Source organism: Rhizobium lentis (assembly GCF_017352135.1).
Classification (GTDB): Bacteria; Pseudomonadota; Alphaproteobacteria; order Rhizobiales; family Rhizobiaceae; genus Rhizobium; species Rhizobium lentis.
Genome location: NZ_CP071455.1, coordinates 734,505 through 752,822, shown reverse-complemented (window position 1 = coordinate 752,822; position 18,318 = coordinate 734,505). Strand labels below are relative to the sequence as shown.

Annotated in this window: 14 protein-coding genes; 4 read left to right on the top strand and 10 right to left on the bottom strand. The window is 60.7% G+C overall.

Annotated features, from left to right (window positions below; genetic code table 11):
- Nucleotides 1-27: 27 nt before the first annotated feature.
- Together J0663_RS25750 and J0663_RS25745 are read right to left on the bottom strand one after the other, a co-directional pair.
- Complete coding sequence (locus tag J0663_RS25750; RefSeq protein WP_207244830.1) at nucleotides 28-1,458, bottom strand: DUF3300 domain-containing protein; 1,431 nt, start codon at nucleotides 1,456-1,458, stop codon at nucleotides 28-30.
- 39 nt (nucleotides 1,459-1,497) lie between these two features.
- Nucleotides 1,498-1,812, bottom strand: a complete 315-nt coding sequence (locus tag J0663_RS25745; RefSeq protein ID WP_207244829.1) for a hypothetical protein — start codon at nucleotides 1,810-1,812, stop codon at nucleotides 1,498-1,500.
- A gap of 581 nt (nucleotides 1,813-2,393) precedes the next feature.
- Between J0663_RS25745 and J0663_RS25740 the strand changes: the two genes are divergently transcribed.
- The 3 genes from J0663_RS25740 to J0663_RS25730 are packed head-to-tail and all read left to right on the top strand — an operon-like array spanning nucleotide 2,394 to nucleotide 6,144.
- Nucleotides 2,394-4,094 carry a SulP family inorganic anion transporter gene (locus J0663_RS25740; RefSeq protein WP_207245505.1) on the top strand — a complete coding sequence of 567 codons (1,701 nt, stop codon included), beginning with the start codon at nucleotides 2,394-2,396 and terminating at the stop codon, nucleotides 4,092-4,094.
- A 21-nt stretch (nucleotides 4,095-4,115) separates the two neighbouring features.
- Nucleotides 4,116-4,958 (top strand): polyphosphate kinase 2, encoded by an 843-nt coding sequence (gene ppk2 / locus J0663_RS25735; RefSeq protein WP_207244828.1) that lies wholly within the window; start codon nucleotides 4,116-4,118, stop codon nucleotides 4,956-4,958.
- A gap of 37 nt (nucleotides 4,959-4,995) precedes the next feature.
- Nucleotides 4,996-6,144, top strand: a complete 1,149-nt coding sequence (locus J0663_RS25730; protein ID WP_207244827.1) for an AI-2E family transporter — start codon at nucleotides 4,996-4,998, stop codon at nucleotides 6,142-6,144.
- Between the two features lie 12 nt (nucleotides 6,145-6,156).
- Here the strand turns inward: J0663_RS25730 and J0663_RS25725 are convergent, their stop codons facing one another.
- Nucleotides 6,157-6,393, bottom strand: a complete 237-nt coding sequence (locus J0663_RS25725) for a hypothetical protein (RefSeq protein ID WP_207244826.1) — start codon at nucleotides 6,391-6,393, stop codon at nucleotides 6,157-6,159.
- 318 nt (nucleotides 6,394-6,711) lie between these two features.
- Here J0663_RS25725 and J0663_RS25720 point away from each other — a divergent pair, with 318 nt between their 5' ends.
- The gene (locus tag J0663_RS25720; protein ID WP_207244825.1) at nucleotides 6,712-8,484 is read left to right on the top strand and encodes a hypothetical protein; all 1,773 of its coding nucleotides are present in this window, start codon (nucleotides 6,712-6,714) and stop codon (nucleotides 8,482-8,484) included.
- A 5-nt stretch (nucleotides 8,485-8,489) separates the two neighbouring features.
- Here J0663_RS25720 and J0663_RS25715 read toward each other — a convergent pair whose 3' ends face one another.
- The 7 genes from J0663_RS25715 to J0663_RS25685 form a co-directional block, all read right to left on the bottom strand.
- Nucleotides 8,490-9,449 (bottom strand): hypothetical protein, encoded by a 960-nt coding sequence (locus J0663_RS25715; protein WP_207244824.1) that lies wholly within the window; start codon nucleotides 9,447-9,449, stop codon nucleotides 8,490-8,492.
- A gap of 92 nt (nucleotides 9,450-9,541) precedes the next feature.
- The gene (locus J0663_RS25710) at nucleotides 9,542-9,847 is read right to left on the bottom strand and encodes a potassium channel family protein (RefSeq protein WP_207244823.1); all 306 of its coding nucleotides are present in this window, start codon (nucleotides 9,845-9,847) and stop codon (nucleotides 9,542-9,544) included.
- An 87-nt stretch (nucleotides 9,848-9,934) separates the two neighbouring features.
- Nucleotides 9,935-11,083 (bottom strand): calcium/proton exchanger, encoded by a 1,149-nt coding sequence (cax, locus tag J0663_RS25705; RefSeq protein WP_246590432.1) that lies wholly within the window; start codon nucleotides 11,081-11,083, stop codon nucleotides 9,935-9,937.
- A gap of 121 nt (nucleotides 11,084-11,204) precedes the next feature.
- The gene (locus J0663_RS25700; RefSeq protein WP_207244822.1) at nucleotides 11,205-12,131 is read right to left on the bottom strand and encodes an amino acid ABC transporter substrate-binding protein; all 927 of its coding nucleotides are present in this window, start codon (nucleotides 12,129-12,131) and stop codon (nucleotides 11,205-11,207) included.
- Between the two features lie 16 nt (nucleotides 12,132-12,147).
- On the bottom strand, nucleotides 12,148-13,506 hold the full coding sequence (gene potE, locus J0663_RS25695) for a putrescine-ornithine antiporter (protein ID WP_207244821.1): 1,359 nt from the start codon (nucleotides 13,504-13,506) through the stop codon (nucleotides 12,148-12,150).
- Nucleotides 13,507-13,624: 118 nt separating this feature from the next.
- On the bottom strand, nucleotides 13,625-15,988 hold the full coding sequence (gene speC, locus J0663_RS25690; RefSeq protein ID WP_207244820.1) for an ornithine decarboxylase: 2,364 nt from the start codon (nucleotides 15,986-15,988) through the stop codon (nucleotides 13,625-13,627).
- Nucleotides 15,985-18,246 carry an Orn/Lys/Arg family decarboxylase gene (locus tag J0663_RS25685; protein WP_207244819.1) on the bottom strand — a complete coding sequence of 754 codons (2,262 nt, stop codon included), beginning with the start codon at nucleotides 18,244-18,246 and terminating at the stop codon, nucleotides 15,985-15,987. The genes speC and J0663_RS25685 overlap by 4 nt, the downstream gene beginning before the upstream one ends.
- Nucleotides 18,247-18,318 lie beyond the last annotated feature (72 nt).

The window sequence follows — 18,318 nt, the reverse complement described above, 5'->3', positions numbered from 1 at the left end:
ATGTCACTCCCTGAACTGGAAACAGTCTTACCGCCGTCCACCGCCGCCACGGCCACCGCCGCCACGACCACCGCCACCGCGGCCGCCGCCGCCTGGAGGGCGGCGATACTGAGGCGGACGGGCCGAAGGACGCTGGCCCATGCTCTGCGAGCCGCGGTGCGAGGAGATGGCCTCCCGGCGACCGGACTGCGGGTTGCCGAGAGCGCTCGGCTGGCGTCCGCGATTGTCAGGTCTCGCAGCCATTTGCGGCTTGTTGGCTTTCTTGACGGATTTCTGGGCGGGCTTTGCGGGGCGATTGGCGGCCTTCTGAGGGCGCGCATCGGGCCGGGACGCGGCCTGCCGATTGCTTGCCGCCGGCCGATTGGCGGCGGGCTTGGCCTTCAGACCCTGCGCCGTACTCTTGCGGATATCTTCCGCGCGTGCAGTATTACCGCGATTACCGGGCCTCTGGCTGGCCTGAATATCGTTGGCTCTGTTGCGCAGCTGGTTGCGATTGTCGTTCTGGAGACTGGACTTGATCGACGTCCGGTCCAGCTTCGACAACTGGTCCTTGCCTATGCTCAATTTGCTGCGATCGACATTGCTCCAGTCGACGTCGTTAAACTTGAGCTTCCCGTTGAAATTGCGGTCGTTGAGGCAATTGTTGCAGTCGATATCGATATCGCCGTCCCAGCGGCCGCCCCAGACTCCCCAGTCGTCCCAGTTGACGATGGCTGCCCAGGTCAACCCCGTGACCGCAGCGGCAAAGAACCCAGCCCCGGGGTAATAGTAGCTGTCGTAATAATCCGGATAGTAGGAGATAGGCTCCGCGGCATAACCCGGCTCATAGAGCATTTCCGGTGGATATTGTGGGATATAGATCTTCTCGGGATCGGTCGGCCGGATGATGATGTTTTCGTTTTCGGTAACGACGGTCACCTTGTCATCCGTCTTGATGATGTTCTTTTCTACCGCCTCGTCGCGAAGCTGCTGAATGGCAATCAGAACATCCTTTTGCTGATTGGTAAGCGCATCCGCCAGCGATTGCGTCCAGTCGAGATCCTCGCTCATCATCTTGACGATGTCGGGATAATTGAGCAGGGAAACGACGCTGCCATCCCAATCGCTCTTCGGCTTGAGGTCGGAATTCTTCTTTTTTGCCTCCAGGAAACGCTGCGCCTCGATGATCTGCAGGGGAAAGAGCGAGGCGGCCGAAATCGCTGCGACCAACTCGTCCGGATAAAGGGCGATGCGAGCCACGAGCACTTCCAACTCATCATCTGACAGAAGTGTCGTCGTGGTCTGTTCGGCAGCCGTCTGGGACGACGCGGCCGCTGATGCAGGCGCCTGCGCGCGCGCGGGCAAGGCCGGCTGCAACGCGATCATCGCGACAGCCGACAATCCAGCGATGACTTGGCCAGCGATGAATTGGCCAAGTGGGAATCGGCCCCAAAACACTTTGCGGGAAATTGCTTTCATGGCATCGACCTCCCTTTGATCAAACAGTGACGGATGCCCTCATGAAGACTTCGGCCCGATGAGCGGCGGTCGCCCCAGCATGACTACTTTCGATTGGGCGATTGCCTCCCCCATCTCTTTCAGCAGAGCCTCGACGAGGCCCGCATATTCTTGCCGCCGCGCCTCTCGAACCGCCTCCGGCAGGCCTTCGACATGCGCCAGAGCCTGGGCGGCGGCCGCGAGATCCTCACACATGCTGTGAAAGGGCTCGTTGACGTAGAAAAGCCGCTGTACCAGCCGCGTCTGGTTGGGAAAATAAGTCTCGGCCGTCTCAAGGGCGGATAGATATGTCGAACCTTTATCTCCCGACGCCATCTCCGCCCCCGCCGCCGACTGCGCTCAGCAGATGTCGAAACTATACAACAGCCGCACCCGCGGCTGACGTAAAATACGCGATCCTCTACGGTAGCCGGCTTTTGTGTCACCGGGGGAATTCGAGGCAACCGGCCGAATGTCAGGAATCTAGCCGATCGAGTCGCTCCGCTCCTCGGGCGCTGACGATCACCGCGAGGGCTTGGCGGCCCACCACCCGATAGAGATTACACGATGCTACGAGCCTCCACGTCGAAACGGGCCTAATATCGACCGTTGACAGCGATCAAAGGGTGAGGCCAGACCGGCCGGAAGGAGCGGCCGTGTTTCGACTTTCTTGCCTGGAGCCTCTGTCTTCGTCGTCACCATCCTTGTCCGAGATGGCGATGGACGTTCAGATCTGATCGCCAACGTATCAAACCACCCTTATCAGCACGCCGCGAACGCTGCCAAACGGGCGGTCTCAACTCGCGGTCTTGCGATCTGGTTATCGCAGTTGACGCCACCGTGCCTCCAAGCAGGGCGATGATCAGGAAGAACCAGCGGTAAGAGCATAGGAGCCCGCGGTGATAGGTAGCATTCCGATGTTGCGAGGCCTGAGCGGGTTCAGCTGGGATTGGCTCCGCAGCGATATCCCCGCCGGGTTGTCGGTCGCTGCCGTCGGCCTGCCGAGCGCCATCGCCTATCCGGCGATCGCGGGCCTGCCGCCGGAGACCGGCATCTATGCCAGCATTCTTGCGCCGATTGCCTATGCGATTTTCGGGCCTTCGCGGCTGCTGGTCGTCGGGCCGGACGCGGCTACGATGACGGTGCTTGCCGCGGCCATGGGAGCCATCATCGCGGCCTCGCCTGCCGGTACCGCTGTCGATCGGGTTGCGATCGCTTCGGCGCTTGCCATCGGTGTCGGCGTCTTTTGCATCGCCGCGAAACTGTTGAAGCTCGGCGTTCTCGCGAGCTTCCTGTCCCGGCCGATTCTGGTCGGGTTTTTCGCCGGCGTGTCGCTTTCGATCCTGGTCGGACAGATCGGCCGCTTCACCGGCGTGAAGATCGAATCCGACGGGCTGATCGCTCCGCTCGTCGAAATGCTAGCCAAGAGCGGCCTGGTCCATTGGCCTTCGCTCATCCTCGGCCTTGCCATGTTTGCGCTGTTATGGATCGTCCGGGGGCTGCACTTGAAGGTTCCAGGCCCGGTTCTGGTGGTGGTGGTGTCTGTCGTTCTGTCGGCGATCTTCGATTTCCGCGGCCAGGGCATCGCCGTGATCGGCGACCTGCCGAGTGGTCTGCCGGCCCTCTCCCTGCCAGCATTTCATCAGATGCCTCTCGACAAGACCGTGCTCGGTTCGGCCGCGATTTTTCTCGTCAGCTTCGGCGCCGGAATAGTGACGGCGCGCAGCTTCGGGTCACGCACCGGCGAGGAAGTCGACGCGAACCAGGAGTTGATCGGACTTGGCGCCGCCAATATCGCACCTGGCCTTTTCGGCTCGTTTCCGATCAGCATGTCCGATTCCCGCACGGCCATAAACCTGTCGACGGGAGGTGTCTCTCAGCTTGCAGGGCTGGTTTCGGCCGCCACCTTGATCGCGGCCCTGGTGTTCCTGAATGATGCGCTGAGCATTCTCCCGATCCCGGCGCTGGCGGCGATCCTGGCAACGGCTGCCATCAGCCTCATCGATATCGATGAGCTCAGGAAGATCTGGCGCATCAGCCGTATCGAATTCATCTTTGCGCTGATCGCCATGTGGGGAGCGATCAGCTTCGGCGTCCTTAACGGCGTGATTGTCGCGATCGCGGCGACCTTCGCCTATCTGCTGCGTCAGACGATGTTTCCGCGCGATGGCCTTCTTGGCCGCATCGAGGGGCGGCACGGCTTCTTCGATCTGCAGCGCTTTCCGGAAGCCCGTCCGATCGAGGGGGCGGCCGTCTTCGCGGTCCAGGGCAGCATCCTGTTTTACAACGCCGATTACGTGCGTTTGCGGATGATTTCGGTGATCAAGGCGCTTCCCGCCGAAACCAAATACCTGGTGCTCGATGCAAGCGCCATTACCTATATCGACAGCACCGGCGCGACCGCGCTCGAGGCTGTCGCTGACATGCTTGCGAAGCGCAACATCACCTTCGCGATCGCCGATCTCAGCGAGGAAAGCCGCGCGATTCTTGATCGTGCCGGCGTGATCAACGCGATCGGCGCCGACAATCTTTTCAATGGCAGGGAAGAAGCCTTGCGGACGCTGATCGGCGACATCGACCAGCCCGACCGCACCGTCCCGGCCGCCAATGTACCCTAGTTGAGAGAAGGAGGGAGAGCCATGGACGAAAACTACGAGCCGAGAGAGGCAGAAGCAGAGGCAACCCGCAACGGCAAAGATAAAAAGAAGAAGAAATCCTGGGATTATGACAAGGAAATCGGCCGGCTGCAGGTGGAGCTGGCTTACCTTCAGGCCTGGGTGAAGAAGTCAGGCGCAAGGATCGTCATCATCTTCGAAGGGCGCGACGCCGCCGGCAAGGGCGGCATGATCAAGCGGATCATGGAACGGCTCAGCCCGCGTGTTTTCCGCGTTGTGGCTCTGCCGGCTCCCACCGACCGGGAAAAGTCGCAGATCTACATGCAGCGTTACATCGCCCACCTGCCGGCAGCCGGCGAAGTCGTGATATTCGACCGCAGCTGGTATAACCGGGCCGGCGTCGATCGTGTCATGGGCTTCTGCAGTGACAAGAAGGCGCAGCGCTTTCTCGAACTCGCGCCCCGCTTCGAAGCCGCCATCGTCGAAAGCGGCGTCATCCTTCTCAAATATTTCCTGACGGTCACCGAGGAGGAACAGGAGCGCCGCTTCAGGCGCCGGATCCATGATCCGGTGCGGCAATGGAAGCTCAGTCCCATGGATGTCGAATCCTACCAGCGCTGGTGGGATTATACGCGCGCCTATGACGAGATGCTGCGGATGACCGACTCCAACCATGCACCGTGGTGGATCGTGCCTTCCGACGACAAGAAACGGGCGCGGATCAACTGCATCTCGCACATCCTGCAGTCCATTCCGTATGAACGAGTGAAATTTGACGAGCCCGATCTGGGGAAACGGCAGAAACGACCGGCCGACTTCACTGAGGACCGCAGCGTCCGCCATGTCGTGCCTGACACGACCTCATAGGCAGGTGGGTCCGGCCTGTAACCTCACGGATGTGACGATGGAGCAGACAGTTGATACGACAACGCCAGGGACCGGCGCGGGTCAGATTTCGATAGAGGCGAGAGTAAGCGACCTGGTCCGTTTGGGCATCATCGGACTTTTCGCTTACTGGACGATGACGCTAATTGCTCCTTTCGCACTTATCCTCATCTGGGCCGCCATCCTTGCCGTTGCTCTCTACCCGATGTTTGCGACGCTCTCGCGGCTGATCGGAAACCGGCCGGTGATCGCCGCCATCGTTATCGTCGCCGGTTGCCTCGTCCTGATCATCGGGCCGCTCGCCCTCGTCGCCGTCAATTTCACCGAAACCGTAGAGGCGTTGATCGGCAGGTTACGGACCGGAGAATTCACCCTGCCGGCAGCGCCTGACGCCATCAGGAATTGGCCTGTCGTCGGCGAGCGGCTCCATGATGTCTGGAATCGTGTTGCCGGCGATCTGGCTTCGACGATCATCAAGTTTCAGGCACCCATTCGCGAGGTCATGGGCGCGGTGGTCACAAAGCTTGCCTCGATCGGCGGCGGTGTATTGAGTTTCGTCGTCTCTATCTTACTCTCCGGCCTGTTCCTCACCCAGTCGGCGCGCCTGGCGGCGGCGATACAGATTCTGGCAAGCCGAGTCGGGGGCGAAAAGGGCGTCGGTTTCGCCCGGCTGTCGGGAACCACAATGCGGAATGTCTCGCGCGGTGTCATCGGCGTTGCTTTCCTGCAGACCCTGCTTTGCGGACTGTGTTTTGCCGTCTTCGACGTTCCGGCCCGCGGAGCGCTGACCTTCGTCGTCTTCATACTGTGCGTCATGCAACTCGGGCCAGCGCTGGTGCTCCTGCCGCTCGTCATCTGGGCCTGGTTCTCCTGGCCGTTCGCCAACGCCTTTGCCTTTACCTGCCTTGCGGTGCCGATCTCGATCGTCGACAACATCCTGAAGCCCATCCTGATGGCGAGAGGCCTCTCCACTCCGATGCCCGTCATCCTGATCGGCGTGATCGGCGGCACGCTTTCCCACGGGCTCCTGGGCCTCTTCCTGGGGCCGGTGGTGCTCAGCGTCTTTTACGAGCTGCTGAGAGCCTGGGCCTGGCCTGCGGCAATAGCGGAAGGATCAGAACATGATGGCGCGCCGGCTTTCAGCGCCGAAACCGAGCGCGCCGGATAGGCCTCGGCCGGTCTACCGGCTGGTACAGTATACGACAACCTCCTGCTCTATGTCGCGACAGAGCTCCTCATATTCCGCAACGAGCTTGTCTTCCCTAGGGTTCTGGGTCCGGAACCGATCCAGCGCATCGACCGCAAGATCATAGGCCTCGAACAGTTCGCCGAGGGTCTCGTTGGTTATGTCCGCCAGCAGATGGCGGATATCCGGAAGCCGCAACATCAGTTTTCTGCGGCCGCGTTCTTGGCTCATGAACTAGCTCCGCATTGGTACCGCGTCCTGCAATTGATACGAAGTCAGAAAGGTGACGGATTGTTCCCGAGGTAACATCGACTGTATCAGACCGAAAGCCATCATTGCCAGCTTAGTTCGGTAGCGAACAATCGCTGTCGCTCATTCCGTTAGTGCGATGGCCAAAAATCGCATCTTTCCAGGTGCGCAAAAAACAGCTCACGCCCAAATTTGTGGCCTTATGCGCGAATCCTAAAGCAAAACTTGCAACCATGGGCTCGCGCGTTATGATGTATTAGAATGGGCTTAGATAATTGCGTGACTTGTCGTGGGGCGATCATGAGGAACGCAAAGGTCAATGTTTTGGGCAGTCTCGAGCCGACGGTTGATGAAATCTGCCGTCAGGTCGAGCGAATTCTTGGAAGCGAGGAATTTCACGCGCCGAAGCGGGGGCGGGATTTCCTCGAGTTCGTGGTCAATGAGACCCTTGCCGGCCGATCGGGGTTCCTGAAAGCCTTCACGATAGCGAATGTTGTTTTCGGCCGGGAAGCTTCATTCGACCCGCAGAATGATCCTGTCGTCCGGATCGAGGCCGGTCGGATCAGAAAGGCGCTCGAGCGCTATTATCTCGTCGCAGGGCGCACGGACGAGGTCATCATCACGGTGCCCAAAGGCGGATACGTGCCGCATTTCGAATATGCTCAGGAAGTGCTGCCTTCGTCGGAGACAAATCCGGAGGAGCGTCAGGCCGCAGAAGTTAATACGCAAGACAGCTCTCCTGGCGAGATGCGTGCTCCGATACTTTCGGCCGCTCGGGGCTTCGGGATCGTCATATCAGTAGGGTTTGCGCTCTTCGCCTTGACCCTTGCATTTGCACTGTCTGTTTGGAACGGGCGCCCGACCGGCACTCCGCCGCTGGCGAGCGCCCATCCGAAGGTGCTCGTCGAATTCTTTTCCGAAAGCGGCTCCGCCGGCGCCGGTTCGGATATCGCTCGCGGGCTGAGGGACGATGTTATCGGTCGGCTTGCCCGGATCGACCACATCGTCGTCGTCGCCGATCCGCTGCGCGGAGCTCATGCCGCCGGTGTCGACTACTCGCTCCACGGCAATGTCCAGCTCTACAAAAGCAGATTGCGCGCCGCGGCCAGGCTGGTGCGTCAATTGGACGGCGCGGTCATCTGGGCCAGAAGTTTCGATGCCGATCTTCAAACCGAGAACAAGCTTGTCATCCAAGCCAACATTTCCAGGGAGATTTCCAGCGCCATAGCGCATCCTCGTGGCGCCGTTCTTCAAACGGAGACGGACAAGACCGTCGGAGCGCAAAATGGCGACCAGGATGACTATGCTTGCACGCGCGCCTATTACAGCTACCGTCAGGCCATGACCGCGCAAAGCCACGGTGCCGCACTGGAATGCCTGCGGCAGGCGACACAGCGATTCCCCGATAACGCTGTTTCCTGGACATTGCTGTCCATGGTCTATCTTGACGAACTGCGGTTTCGCTACAAGCTCGGCACTCCCTCTTCGGTTCGACCGCTCGAAATGGCAACCGCTGCGGTGGAGCAGGCGGCATCTCTCGCGCCGGGCGATCCCCGGGTTCTGCAGGCGCTGATGTTGGTGGGCTTCTTCCAGGGAGATGTCGACAAGGCCCTGAAGGCGGGCACGGCAGCCTATGCCGCCAATCCTGGCGACGTCGAAGTCGCCGGTGAATATGGCTATCGACTGGCGCTTTCCGGGAAGTGGCAATCAGGCTGCGAATTGCTCTCGGTCGCCCTCAACAAGAGCGTCGGTCCCAGCGGATACTATGAAGCCGGCATGGCGCTGTGTGCATTCATGAAGGGCGATCTCGAACAGGCGGAGCGCTGGTCGCGAAAATCCGATCTCGGCTCGAACCCGGTCCATCGTCTTGTGCTGCTATCCATTCTCGGGGCGGCCGGGAAGACCGAGGAAGCCGAAGCGGAAGAGCATTGGCTTTATGCCCATGCGCCGGCATTGATGGCCAATGTCCGCGAGGAAGTTTCGCTGCGCTTGCAACGGACTGAAGATCAGGAGCGCTTCCTGAACGGATTGCGTGCCTCGGGACTTGATGTCGGCGCGCCGACGGCAAGATAAGGGCACTATCGACCGGGCGATGCGGCGCTCTGCTTGCGGCTGTTTGAAATCTCCATCGCGATTTGCCCGGCGATCTCGTCCTCGATATCGAGAATGGTCCGGCCCTGCAGCTCGCGATCATATTGATTGGCCCATACTACCGTGCCGTCGGCGCCATTGATCAGGCGGACATGCAGATGAAGGACGGAGCCCTCGATAACCACGCTTCCCTGCAGATTGAACCGCGGAACGATCGGTTGAGCGCCGGGCCGGTCGAGCGAGAACACGACAAGATTTTCCGCTTTCATCAGTTTCGACAGCAGCTGGTCGGCCAGGCCTTTCGCAAAATTCACGCCCTCTGAGCTGTCGCCGATAGCCGCGAACGGCTCGACGACGACGCTGGCCTTGCTCGCGACCGTCGACGCGGCGGGCGCCGGCGGCGCTTTCGGCTTTGAAAAATAGGCTTCCAGCGGGCGGATGAGAGCCAGAACCGCGATCACGCCGAACAGCGCTGGCACGCCGATCGGCAGCAGAAGATCGCGATAGGCGATCGGTCGCTCAAGATCGCGCCGCTTGTTTCCGCGGCTTCGCAAATCGATCCCTTCGCCCGGATTCGCGCTGCCATTGCTGCTCGTAAAATGCGGCGAATAGCCTCCTTTGGGGATGGTAATCCCGATCGGGTCGCTGCTTCCGCTGACGAGATAATATCGCTCCAGCGCGCGGCGAATACGCCCCGCCTCGATGCGGACGACCGGATCATTCTGCGCATCGAAGGAAGCGTCGCGCCCGAAAACCGCCTGCGCAATCGTATAGGCCTTGAGCTGTTCGCCGCGTCCTTCCAGCATCTCCTCGACGATATATTGCAGGAAACGCCGCCCACGCTCGGGAGCATGGAATTCGGGACTGGCGAGGATGCGATCGAGCTGCTCGCGAACGGCTGCGGGATCGTGAGGTGCGGGGCTGGTTCTTCCCTCGTCCGATACCATCGAGCCCTCCCGCGACGCCACCTATTGCCTTATACACCTGCTGATGCTTTGGGACTTCCGTAGCAATACGTAACGAGACAGCAGAGCAGGAATTAAGGCTCCCGGTCGTCCGCATCCAGAGCTTTCACGGTGACAGCGGCGACGATGCCGGTTAGCACGATGCCCGCAAAGCCAATCGCCAATGCCAATATGCGCGATGAGACATGTTTGGGGGTAAAATCGCCGTAGCCGATAGTCAGGCCGGTGACGAGAGTGAAATACATGGCTTCATCGATGCGCCAATTTTCTATACGCCAGATCGCAAGCCCAGACCCGACCATCACCGAGACGATCCCGGACAGGATTGGCCAGATCACATGAAGCTGCCTTACGAGCGCCACAAAAAACAGGCGGCGCATCTGTCTGGGGCTCGATTTTCGGACAGGTTTTATCTGCACCTTTCGACCTTCCACTTACGCGGCCTCATGGTAATTGCACACCTCACGTCAATGGCGCACGATGCTTGCTAAGGCACTGGTGCGGGCCGCGCCCCGATCCGCTTCATGCCCCCGATCGGGCAACACATACAGAGTCGTGGCGAAGATCATGTAAACCATCAGCACCAATATGCCTACGAACCACGCCGATCGCCCGCTGTTGGTCACGAACATCGCCGTCATGGTCGCCAGCAAAACCATGACGATTACGCCCGGAGAAAACTGCATATCCATCGGCGTCGGCCCGATCGCATAGCTCAACAGCACCAGCACGGGCGCCACGAACAGGGCTATTTGCGAGGCGCTTCCGAGCGCTATGCCCACGCTCAGGTCGAGGCGATTCTTGCGTGCGCCGGAAAATGCCGAAGCCATTTCGGCTGCGCCGCCCACCAGTGCGACGACGATGAAACCGACAAAGGCAGGCGTCATCCCAAAAACCTTGGCAGCCTCCTGCACCGATTCGACGAAGATTTCGCTGACCAGCGCGACCAGTATCGTCACACCGGCGAGTGTGGTTAGCGCCAGCCCAATCGGCCACGGGGTTTCATCGGTCTCGGCGTGCTCGGCGGCGGCAAAAAACTCGCGATGCGTCTTGAGAGTGAACAGGAGCCCCAGCGCGTAGCCGACGATTAGCAGGATCGCCAAGCCTAGGCTGAGCTTGTTAATCACTTCAGTAGCCGAGGTCGAATCCATTGACGCAACCGCCGAAGGCATCAGCAGGCCGATCGTGGCGAGGAAAAGCAGGCCGGCCTGAAGACGCGCATTGGCCCGGTTGAACTCCTGACTGTGATGTTTGAGGCCGCCGAGCAAAAACGATGCCCCCAGCATGAATAAAGTGTTGGTGACGATTGCACCGGCAACCGATGATTTTACCAGCGTATATTGTCCGGCGCGCAGGGCGGTCAACGCGATGACAAGCTCTGTGAGGTTCCCGAGCGTGGCGTTGAGCAGTCCGCCAGCGGCGTCGCCCGTTTTCGCCGCAACGGACTCGGTCGCGTGACTGAGGAGCCCGGCCAGCGGTATCACGGCAAGCACCGACAGCATGAAGAGCACCGTGTGAGCCTCAGGGGCAACGCTCGCAGCGACGAAGACCACCGGCACTGCCGCGAGCAGCCATAGCATGGGGTTTTCACGGATTTCTTTCCAAAGGAGACTCACCTCGTCACTCCCGTTCAGCCGCTGAATCGCAGCCTTTGCTCAGGCGCGCAGCGGGTTACAGGTGACTATGCTCCGCAGCGCGCCTCTTGTTCGACGATTGATTAACCGCCGCAATGCAGTGCTACTCCGGCAGAGCTGTTTGCCGGAAGAAGGTCACGGTCGCTTCGTCCGGCGGGCCGAACCAGGTTGTGAAGAATGCCCGGAAATCCGGCCCGGCATAGACCTGGCTGAGCGCACGATCGACGGCGAGGCGGAAGTCCTCGTCGCCGCGGGCCAGCTCAAGACCGAGCGGTTCGTAGGTGAAATGGCGCTGCAGGACGATCAGATTACCGGAATTGTCACTGCGGGCGGCGGCATCCATGAGTATTGGCATGTCACCGAAGAGCACCGCCGAACTGCCGTCCACGACGCGCTCGATCCCCTGCTGATAATTGTCGACCGGCGCAGCCGTTGCAGCGAGTTGAAAGGTCTTGATCCTGTCGCTCAGCCAGCCTTCGCTCGTCGTGCCGGCAATCGAGGAGAAGGTCTTGTGCTCGAGGATCGTCCGCGCCGGTGAACCGCGCCAGACGGGGCGGGTCGAAGGTTCGCCATATTGGAGCACTTCCCGCAAAGCCAGCGGCGAGCTGGCGCTCAAGAGCGCGCCGGTGCCGCTTGGGAAGATCGGGATGGAAAACGAGACCTGCTGCCGGCGCGTCAACGTTACGGGCTCCGCACCGCAAACAAGGTCAGCCGTACCGCTCTCCATCGCGCGTGTCTTGGCGTCGCCTGCAAGCGAAACCCATTCGACATTGAGCTTCGGCAGGTTCAGCTGTGCCCTCAGACTATCGGCAATCTTGTTGCAGAGGGTGACGGCATAGCCGTCCGGCCGCCCTTGTTCGCCATTGAAGGAAAACGGCCTTGCATCCGGATCGTAGCCGAGCTTCAGCGCGCTGCTTGTTCTGATGCGGTCGAGCGTCTGAGCTTGCGCGGACGCGCTGAGGGCCAATACGGCCGCCGCCGTGAGGACAGAGGCGGCGATAGCCGCCCAGCGATCATTTGTTCCTGACATGTCCGATCCTCCTCTGTTACTCGGCCGGAAGCTGGTTCGTGGCGCTGGCGAAACGCGGGGCGATCAGGCCGTAGATGATGAAGCCGATGCCTGTGACGATCATGCCGCCGAGCACCGCATCCTTACCCGAGGCATAGATGGCGAAGACGCTGTAGGCCATGCCGATAAGGGCGATGGTCGCATTCAGCCGGTATTTCGGCTGTGGCACGCGTGCAGCCTTCATCATGACGAACAGTGACGAAAGCGCGATGATATAGGGCAGAACGTTGGTGACGACGGCGAGATTGACGAGCGCCGAGAACTGTTCGCTCAAAGTCGGCGATATGGTCATCAAGGCAAGGCATGTCTGCACGATGCCAAGAATGATCATGCCGGCCATGGGAGCCCCCATATCGTTCACCCGCGAGAATATGGATGGGAACATCCGCTCGTCGGCGGCGGTTTTCGCCGTCTGTGCGATCGTAAACTGCCATCCGAGCAGCGAGCCGAGGCAGGCCAGCACTGCAAGCGCCATGACGATGGAACCAACCGTGGAATTGAACATGGTCGCATAGGCGAGTGCAAACGGTCCCGTTGAAGCGGCGAGATCGGCATTCGGCACGATGCCCTGTATGACCGTCGTGGACAGGATATAGATGACGGCCGCGCCCAGCGTGCCGAACATGCAGGCGAGCGGTACGTCGCGCTTGGGATTTTCGACGGCATCGGAATTTTGCGCCGCGGATTCCATCCCGAGGAAGGCCCAGAGCGTCAGCGAGATGCTCGATCCCATGCCTTGCCCAAGCGTCAGGCCTTGCGGATTCCAGGCGGCGGCGAAAGTGCTGGAGCTGAACCAGAGCCAGCCGATGATCGACAGCAATCCGACGGGAAGGATGACGCCCCAGACCGTGACCGAGCCAATGCGGCCGGTAATGCGCGGTCCACCGAAATTGGCGGCCGTAGTCAGCCATAACAACACGATCAGCGCCAGGCAGGTCATGATCGGGGTCGAGGTCAGCACCGGGAAGAAACCGGCCAGGTATCCGACGGCCGAAATGCCGATCGCCACATTGCCGACGGCAAGCGACAGGAAATACAGGAAGAACACCATGAAGTAGCCGTCCTTCCCATAGGCATCCTCCGCATAGGCGGACATGCCTCCGGGGCGCTGGTTGAACAGCCCGGCCTGGGCGAAGCCATAGGCGATCGCCATAGAGCCGATAGCGGTCACGAGCCAGGAGAGCAGCGATATTGCCCCGACCTGCGCCATATTGGCAGGCAGCATGATGATCCCCGACCCCATCATGTTGACGGCGACGATAAAGGTGAGCTGCACCAGATTCATCTTTTTCTTGGTCGTGGCCTCGGCCGCAAGATGCATCGTGTTGTCGGTCATGACGTAATCCTCCCTAAAGCGCGTCGCGATCCTGCAGCTTCGCTTGGCTCACGCTTTAACTCTCTGTTTTCATACATGTCGTTGCCGCAAAACCGCTTCGCACTTTTCGTGCTCCAGCCTACTCGCGCACGACATATGTGTGGAACTTGATCCGCCCATCGATCCGCTCCTGGAACACGCCCTGGACCTCGTAATTGAAGCCGGGGAAGCGGTTGAAGGATTCTTCGAAGGCGAGGAAATAGTCCCGCATCGGCCGCGCCCTGTCGTCCCAGCGCTCTCCCGGCACGATCACGCCGATACCGGGCGGATAGATCAGCGCCAGCGTCGCAGAGATGCGGCCGGCGGCTTCCGTCAGCGGCACATAGTCGACATTGTTGGCGACCAGTGCCTCATAGGCCTGCTTGGGTGCCATCGCCGGTTCGGGGAAGCTCTCGGAGCGGAAGCAGAGGCGCTGCAACTCCTTGACCCCCGCCTCGCGGTAGAAGGAATGCATCTCATGGCAGACCTGGCGGACGCTATAGCCGGCATAACGCTCGCGATGGGCGGCGAAGACGGTCGGCAGCACTTCCTGCAGCGGCGCATCGCGGTCCCACAGGTTCTTGAACTTGACGAGCTTGGCGACGAGCGTGTTCAGCTTGCTCTCGTCTTCGGCAGGTGTCAGGAGGAAGAGCAGGCTGTTCAGGTCGCATTTTTCAGGCACGACCCGCTGCTCGCGCAGATAGTTGGCGACAACGGTCGCCGGAATGCCGAACTCGCGATACTCGCCGGTCTTCCGGTCGATGCCGGGGGTCAGCAGCGTAAGCTTGTTGGGATCGACCATGGTATAGCCGGGCGCATACCCCGAATAACCATGCCAGCTCGCCTCCGGATCGAACCGCCAGCATTGCTGCTCGCGTTTCAGTACCTCCGTCGCGACATCTTCCCACTTGGCGGCGGCGAGATCGCCGGTGTGCTTGGAGCCCGAAACCGTCACCCTGTCCGGCACGAAAGGATCGAAGAACCACTGCTCCTCCGGGGTCGCGGCCTTGGTCTCGTAATGCTCCACGAAACCGCGCAGCTTCTTGCGAACCTCGATCCCGAGCTCGATGCAGCGGTCCCAGAGCATCTCGCCGGCCTTGCCCTCATGCACCTTGGCATTGACGTCGAGCGAGGCGAAAAGCGGATAGAAGGGAGAGGTCGAGACGTGCATCAGCAGCGATTCATTGAAGCGCTTGTGTTCGACGAACCTGCGCTGGCCCTTGATATGTTCATCCCGCTTGTGGATCTGCGATGCCTGGGAAAAGCCGGCGCCCTGCTTGTGGACCGATTGCGTGGAGAACAGCCCGGGCATATCAGCCCTGAGGCCCTTCAGCCGCATCGGGCTATGGCCCTCGAAGAGCGGGTGGAAGGCGTTGTAGCCGATCCAAGCCTCGTCCCAGAGCACGTAGTCGCAGAGATGGCCGAGCTTCTCCATCACCTGGGCGACATTGTAGATCGTGCCGTCATAGGTCGCGAGCTGGATGCAGGCCAGACGGAACGGCCTTTCCGCCTCCGCACGGCTCTTGTCGGCGACGAGTGGGTGCTCCTCTATCTTTTGCCGCAGCCAGCTTTCGTCCCAAGCCGACCAGTCGACCGCGCCGATCATGCCGAAGGAATTGCGGGCGGTCGGCAGATAGATCGGGATGGCGCCGGCCTGCACGAGAGCACCCTGATGCAGGGATTTGTGATTGTTGCGGTCGAAGAGCACCAGATCGCCGCTGTGCAGTACCGCATTGGCGACGACCTTATTGGAGGTGCTCGTGCCGTTCAGGATGAAATAGGTGCGGTCCGCGCCGAAGATGCGCGCCGCCTGCTTCTGGGCTTCGACGGCGGGGCCTTCATGGATCAGGAGGTCGCCAAGATCGACATCTGCGTTGCAGAGATCGTTGCGAAAGATGCTCTCGCCGAAATATTTGAAGAAGATCTGTCCGGCCGGCGATTTTCGATAGAACTGGCCGCCCTGATGCCCCGGGCAATCAAAGGCGATATTGGCCTCGCCGTCATAGGCCATCAAGCCGCCGAAGAATGGCGGCAGCAGCGATTTGCCGTAATTCACGGCGCTGGACACGATCTGCTTGGCATAGAAGGTCGGCGTCTGCTGGCCGAGATAGACGAAACCATCCACCTCGCCGGCCATCTCGACGACATCCATATCCGCAATCGTCAGCGTATCGGCCATCGCCCAGATCGGCGTGCGGAAACCGATATCCCTGACGGAACGAAGGAAGCTGCGTGCCGAAACCAGCCGCCCGCCCTCGACCGAGCCGATATAGGCGCCGACGTCAGCATCCTCTGACACGTCGGCCGAATAATCGTCGCGCTGTTCCACCTCGAAGCCCTGGGCGGTGATCTGTGACACCAGTTCCTGCGCCTGGGCATTGTCGCGATCGATGATCGCGACGATCTTCAGCATCTTGTGGAACGGTATTGCGACCGTCGGAGATTTCACGTCGCGCGGGATCATTCTTGCCCCTCCCCTGCGATGCAATCGACGAGGTAGCGGCGACCGCCGTCACCGGGCGCGAAGCGAAGGCCGTGGATATCGGTTTCGAAACCGGGGAATTTTCTGTCGAAGTCACGGGCGTAAAGCAGATAGTCCTGAATGGACTTCGTCGACTGGGTGATCCGTTCGCCCGGCATGATCAGCGGAATGCCGGGCGGATAGGGAACGATCATCACGGCAAGGATGCGATTCATGAGGTCGTCGATCTCGACGCTCTCGATCCGGCCCTTGACCAGCCGGTCATAAGCATCGGCCGGACGCAGTGCCATGTCGGGCAGGACCGTATACATTTCGCGCTGCGCCTTCGGCACGTCGTCCTTGCGATAGATCGCGTGGATCTGCTCGCTGAGATCTTTGAGCCCCATTCCGGCATAGGCTTCCGGATGTGCCGCGGCCAGTGCCGGCAGTGCGCGGGTCAATGGCGCATTGGCGTCATAGAGATCCTTGAAATTCAGCAGTTCGGTGACGAGCGTGCTCCACTTGCCGCGGGTGATACCCATCGAGAACAGCACGAGGAAGGAATAGAGGCCGGTCTTCTCGATCTCGATGCGCCGCGAGGACAGGAACTTGGTGACGACCGCCGCCGGAATGCCGTGATCATCCATCACGCCGCTGGCCGAGAGGCCCGGCGACAGGATGGTGACCTTGATCGGGTCGACCATGACATGGTTTTCGGCAAGGCCGGCAAAACCATGCCAGGCATCATCCGGCTTCAAGACCCAGTCGGCACGGGTGTCGGTCGGCGTCTGCCCGGCAATCGTCGGCTCCCAGACGTCGAACCACCAGGTGTCTTCCGTCTGTTTCCTCACCGCGTTCATCGCCCGGCGGAAGCTGATCGCCTCGTCGATCGTCTCCTGGATGAGCGCGCGTCCGGCCGGCTGCTCCATCATGGCGGCCGCGACATCGCAGGAGGCAATGATGCCGTATTGCGGCGAGGTCGAGGTGTGCATCATGAAAGCTTCGTTGAAGCGGGTGATGTCGAGACGTTTGGTCTCGGCATGCTGGATATGGATCATCGACGCCTGCGAAAGGGCGGCCAGCAGCTTGTGCGTCGATTGGGTGGCGAAGGTGATGGCGTTTTGCGACCGCGCAGGCTGATTCGACGAGATCGCGTGGAAGCCATCGTAGAATTCGTGGAAATTGGCGTAGGCGTACCAGGCTTCGTCGAAGTGCAGCACCTCGACCGCGTCGCCGAGCGACGCCTTGATGGCATCGACATTGTAGCAGAGGCCGTCATAGGTCGAGTTGGTGATGACCATCAGCCGGACCTTGCCGCTGGTCTGCCCGGCAAAGGGGCTTGCGGCAATCTTGCCGGCAATCGACTCCGGCGTGAACTGGTCCTTCGAGATCGGACCGATGATACCGAGCCCGTTGCGCGAGGGCGTCAGATAGATGGGCGTCGCGCCCGTCATGATCAGCGAATGCAGGATGGACTTGTGGCAATTGCGGTCGCACAGCACGAGATCCCCGCGCCCGACCATGCCGTGCCATACGATCTTGTTGGCAGTCGACGTGCCGCCGACGACGAACAGCGTCTCATCTGTGCCGAAGATGCGCGCGGCATTGCGCTCGCCCTCGGCGATCGGCCCGACATGATCGAGAAGCGAGCCTACGCTGCCGACTGACACTGAGATATCGGACCGCAGCGTGTTTTCACCGAAGAACGTGTAGAAGAGCTGGCCGACGGGGCTCTTACGAAACGCGACGCCGCCGCCGTGCCCAGGCGTGTGCCAGGAATAGGCCCCCTCCAGCGTATAATCCATCAGCGCCTTGAACATCGGCGGCGGCAGCCGGTCGAGATAATTGCGGGCTGCCTGCGCGATGGCGCGCGCCATGAATTCCGCCGAATCCTCGAACAGCCGGAAGAAGGCATTGGCGTGGCGCAGCACCGTGGCCGGAACGTCTTCCGCCGTGGTGTCGTCGCCGAAGAGGAAGATCGGCAGGCGGTCGTTTCTTCGCCGTTTTGCGGCGAGAACCTCCCCCAGCACCTGCCAGCGCGTGCCGCTGTCCTCGGTGCCGTCGACGGAAACCAGCCAGCAGGATTCGGTGTTGAAGACATGCACGAGACGGCGGGCATCCTCATAGGAAATACCGGAGACGATCCGGAACCCTTCCGTTTCGATGGCTGAGGCCAAATCGCGCATTCCGCGGCCGGCAGCACTCTTGCCATCGAAATCCTCATCGATGACCGCTATCGGAAATGCCATCTGGAATTCCATGCGTTCCTCCAGAACCCTGATGTCAAAGGCTGTGGCCGTCATGCAGCCCGCTGCATCTCAGGTCGAAGGATC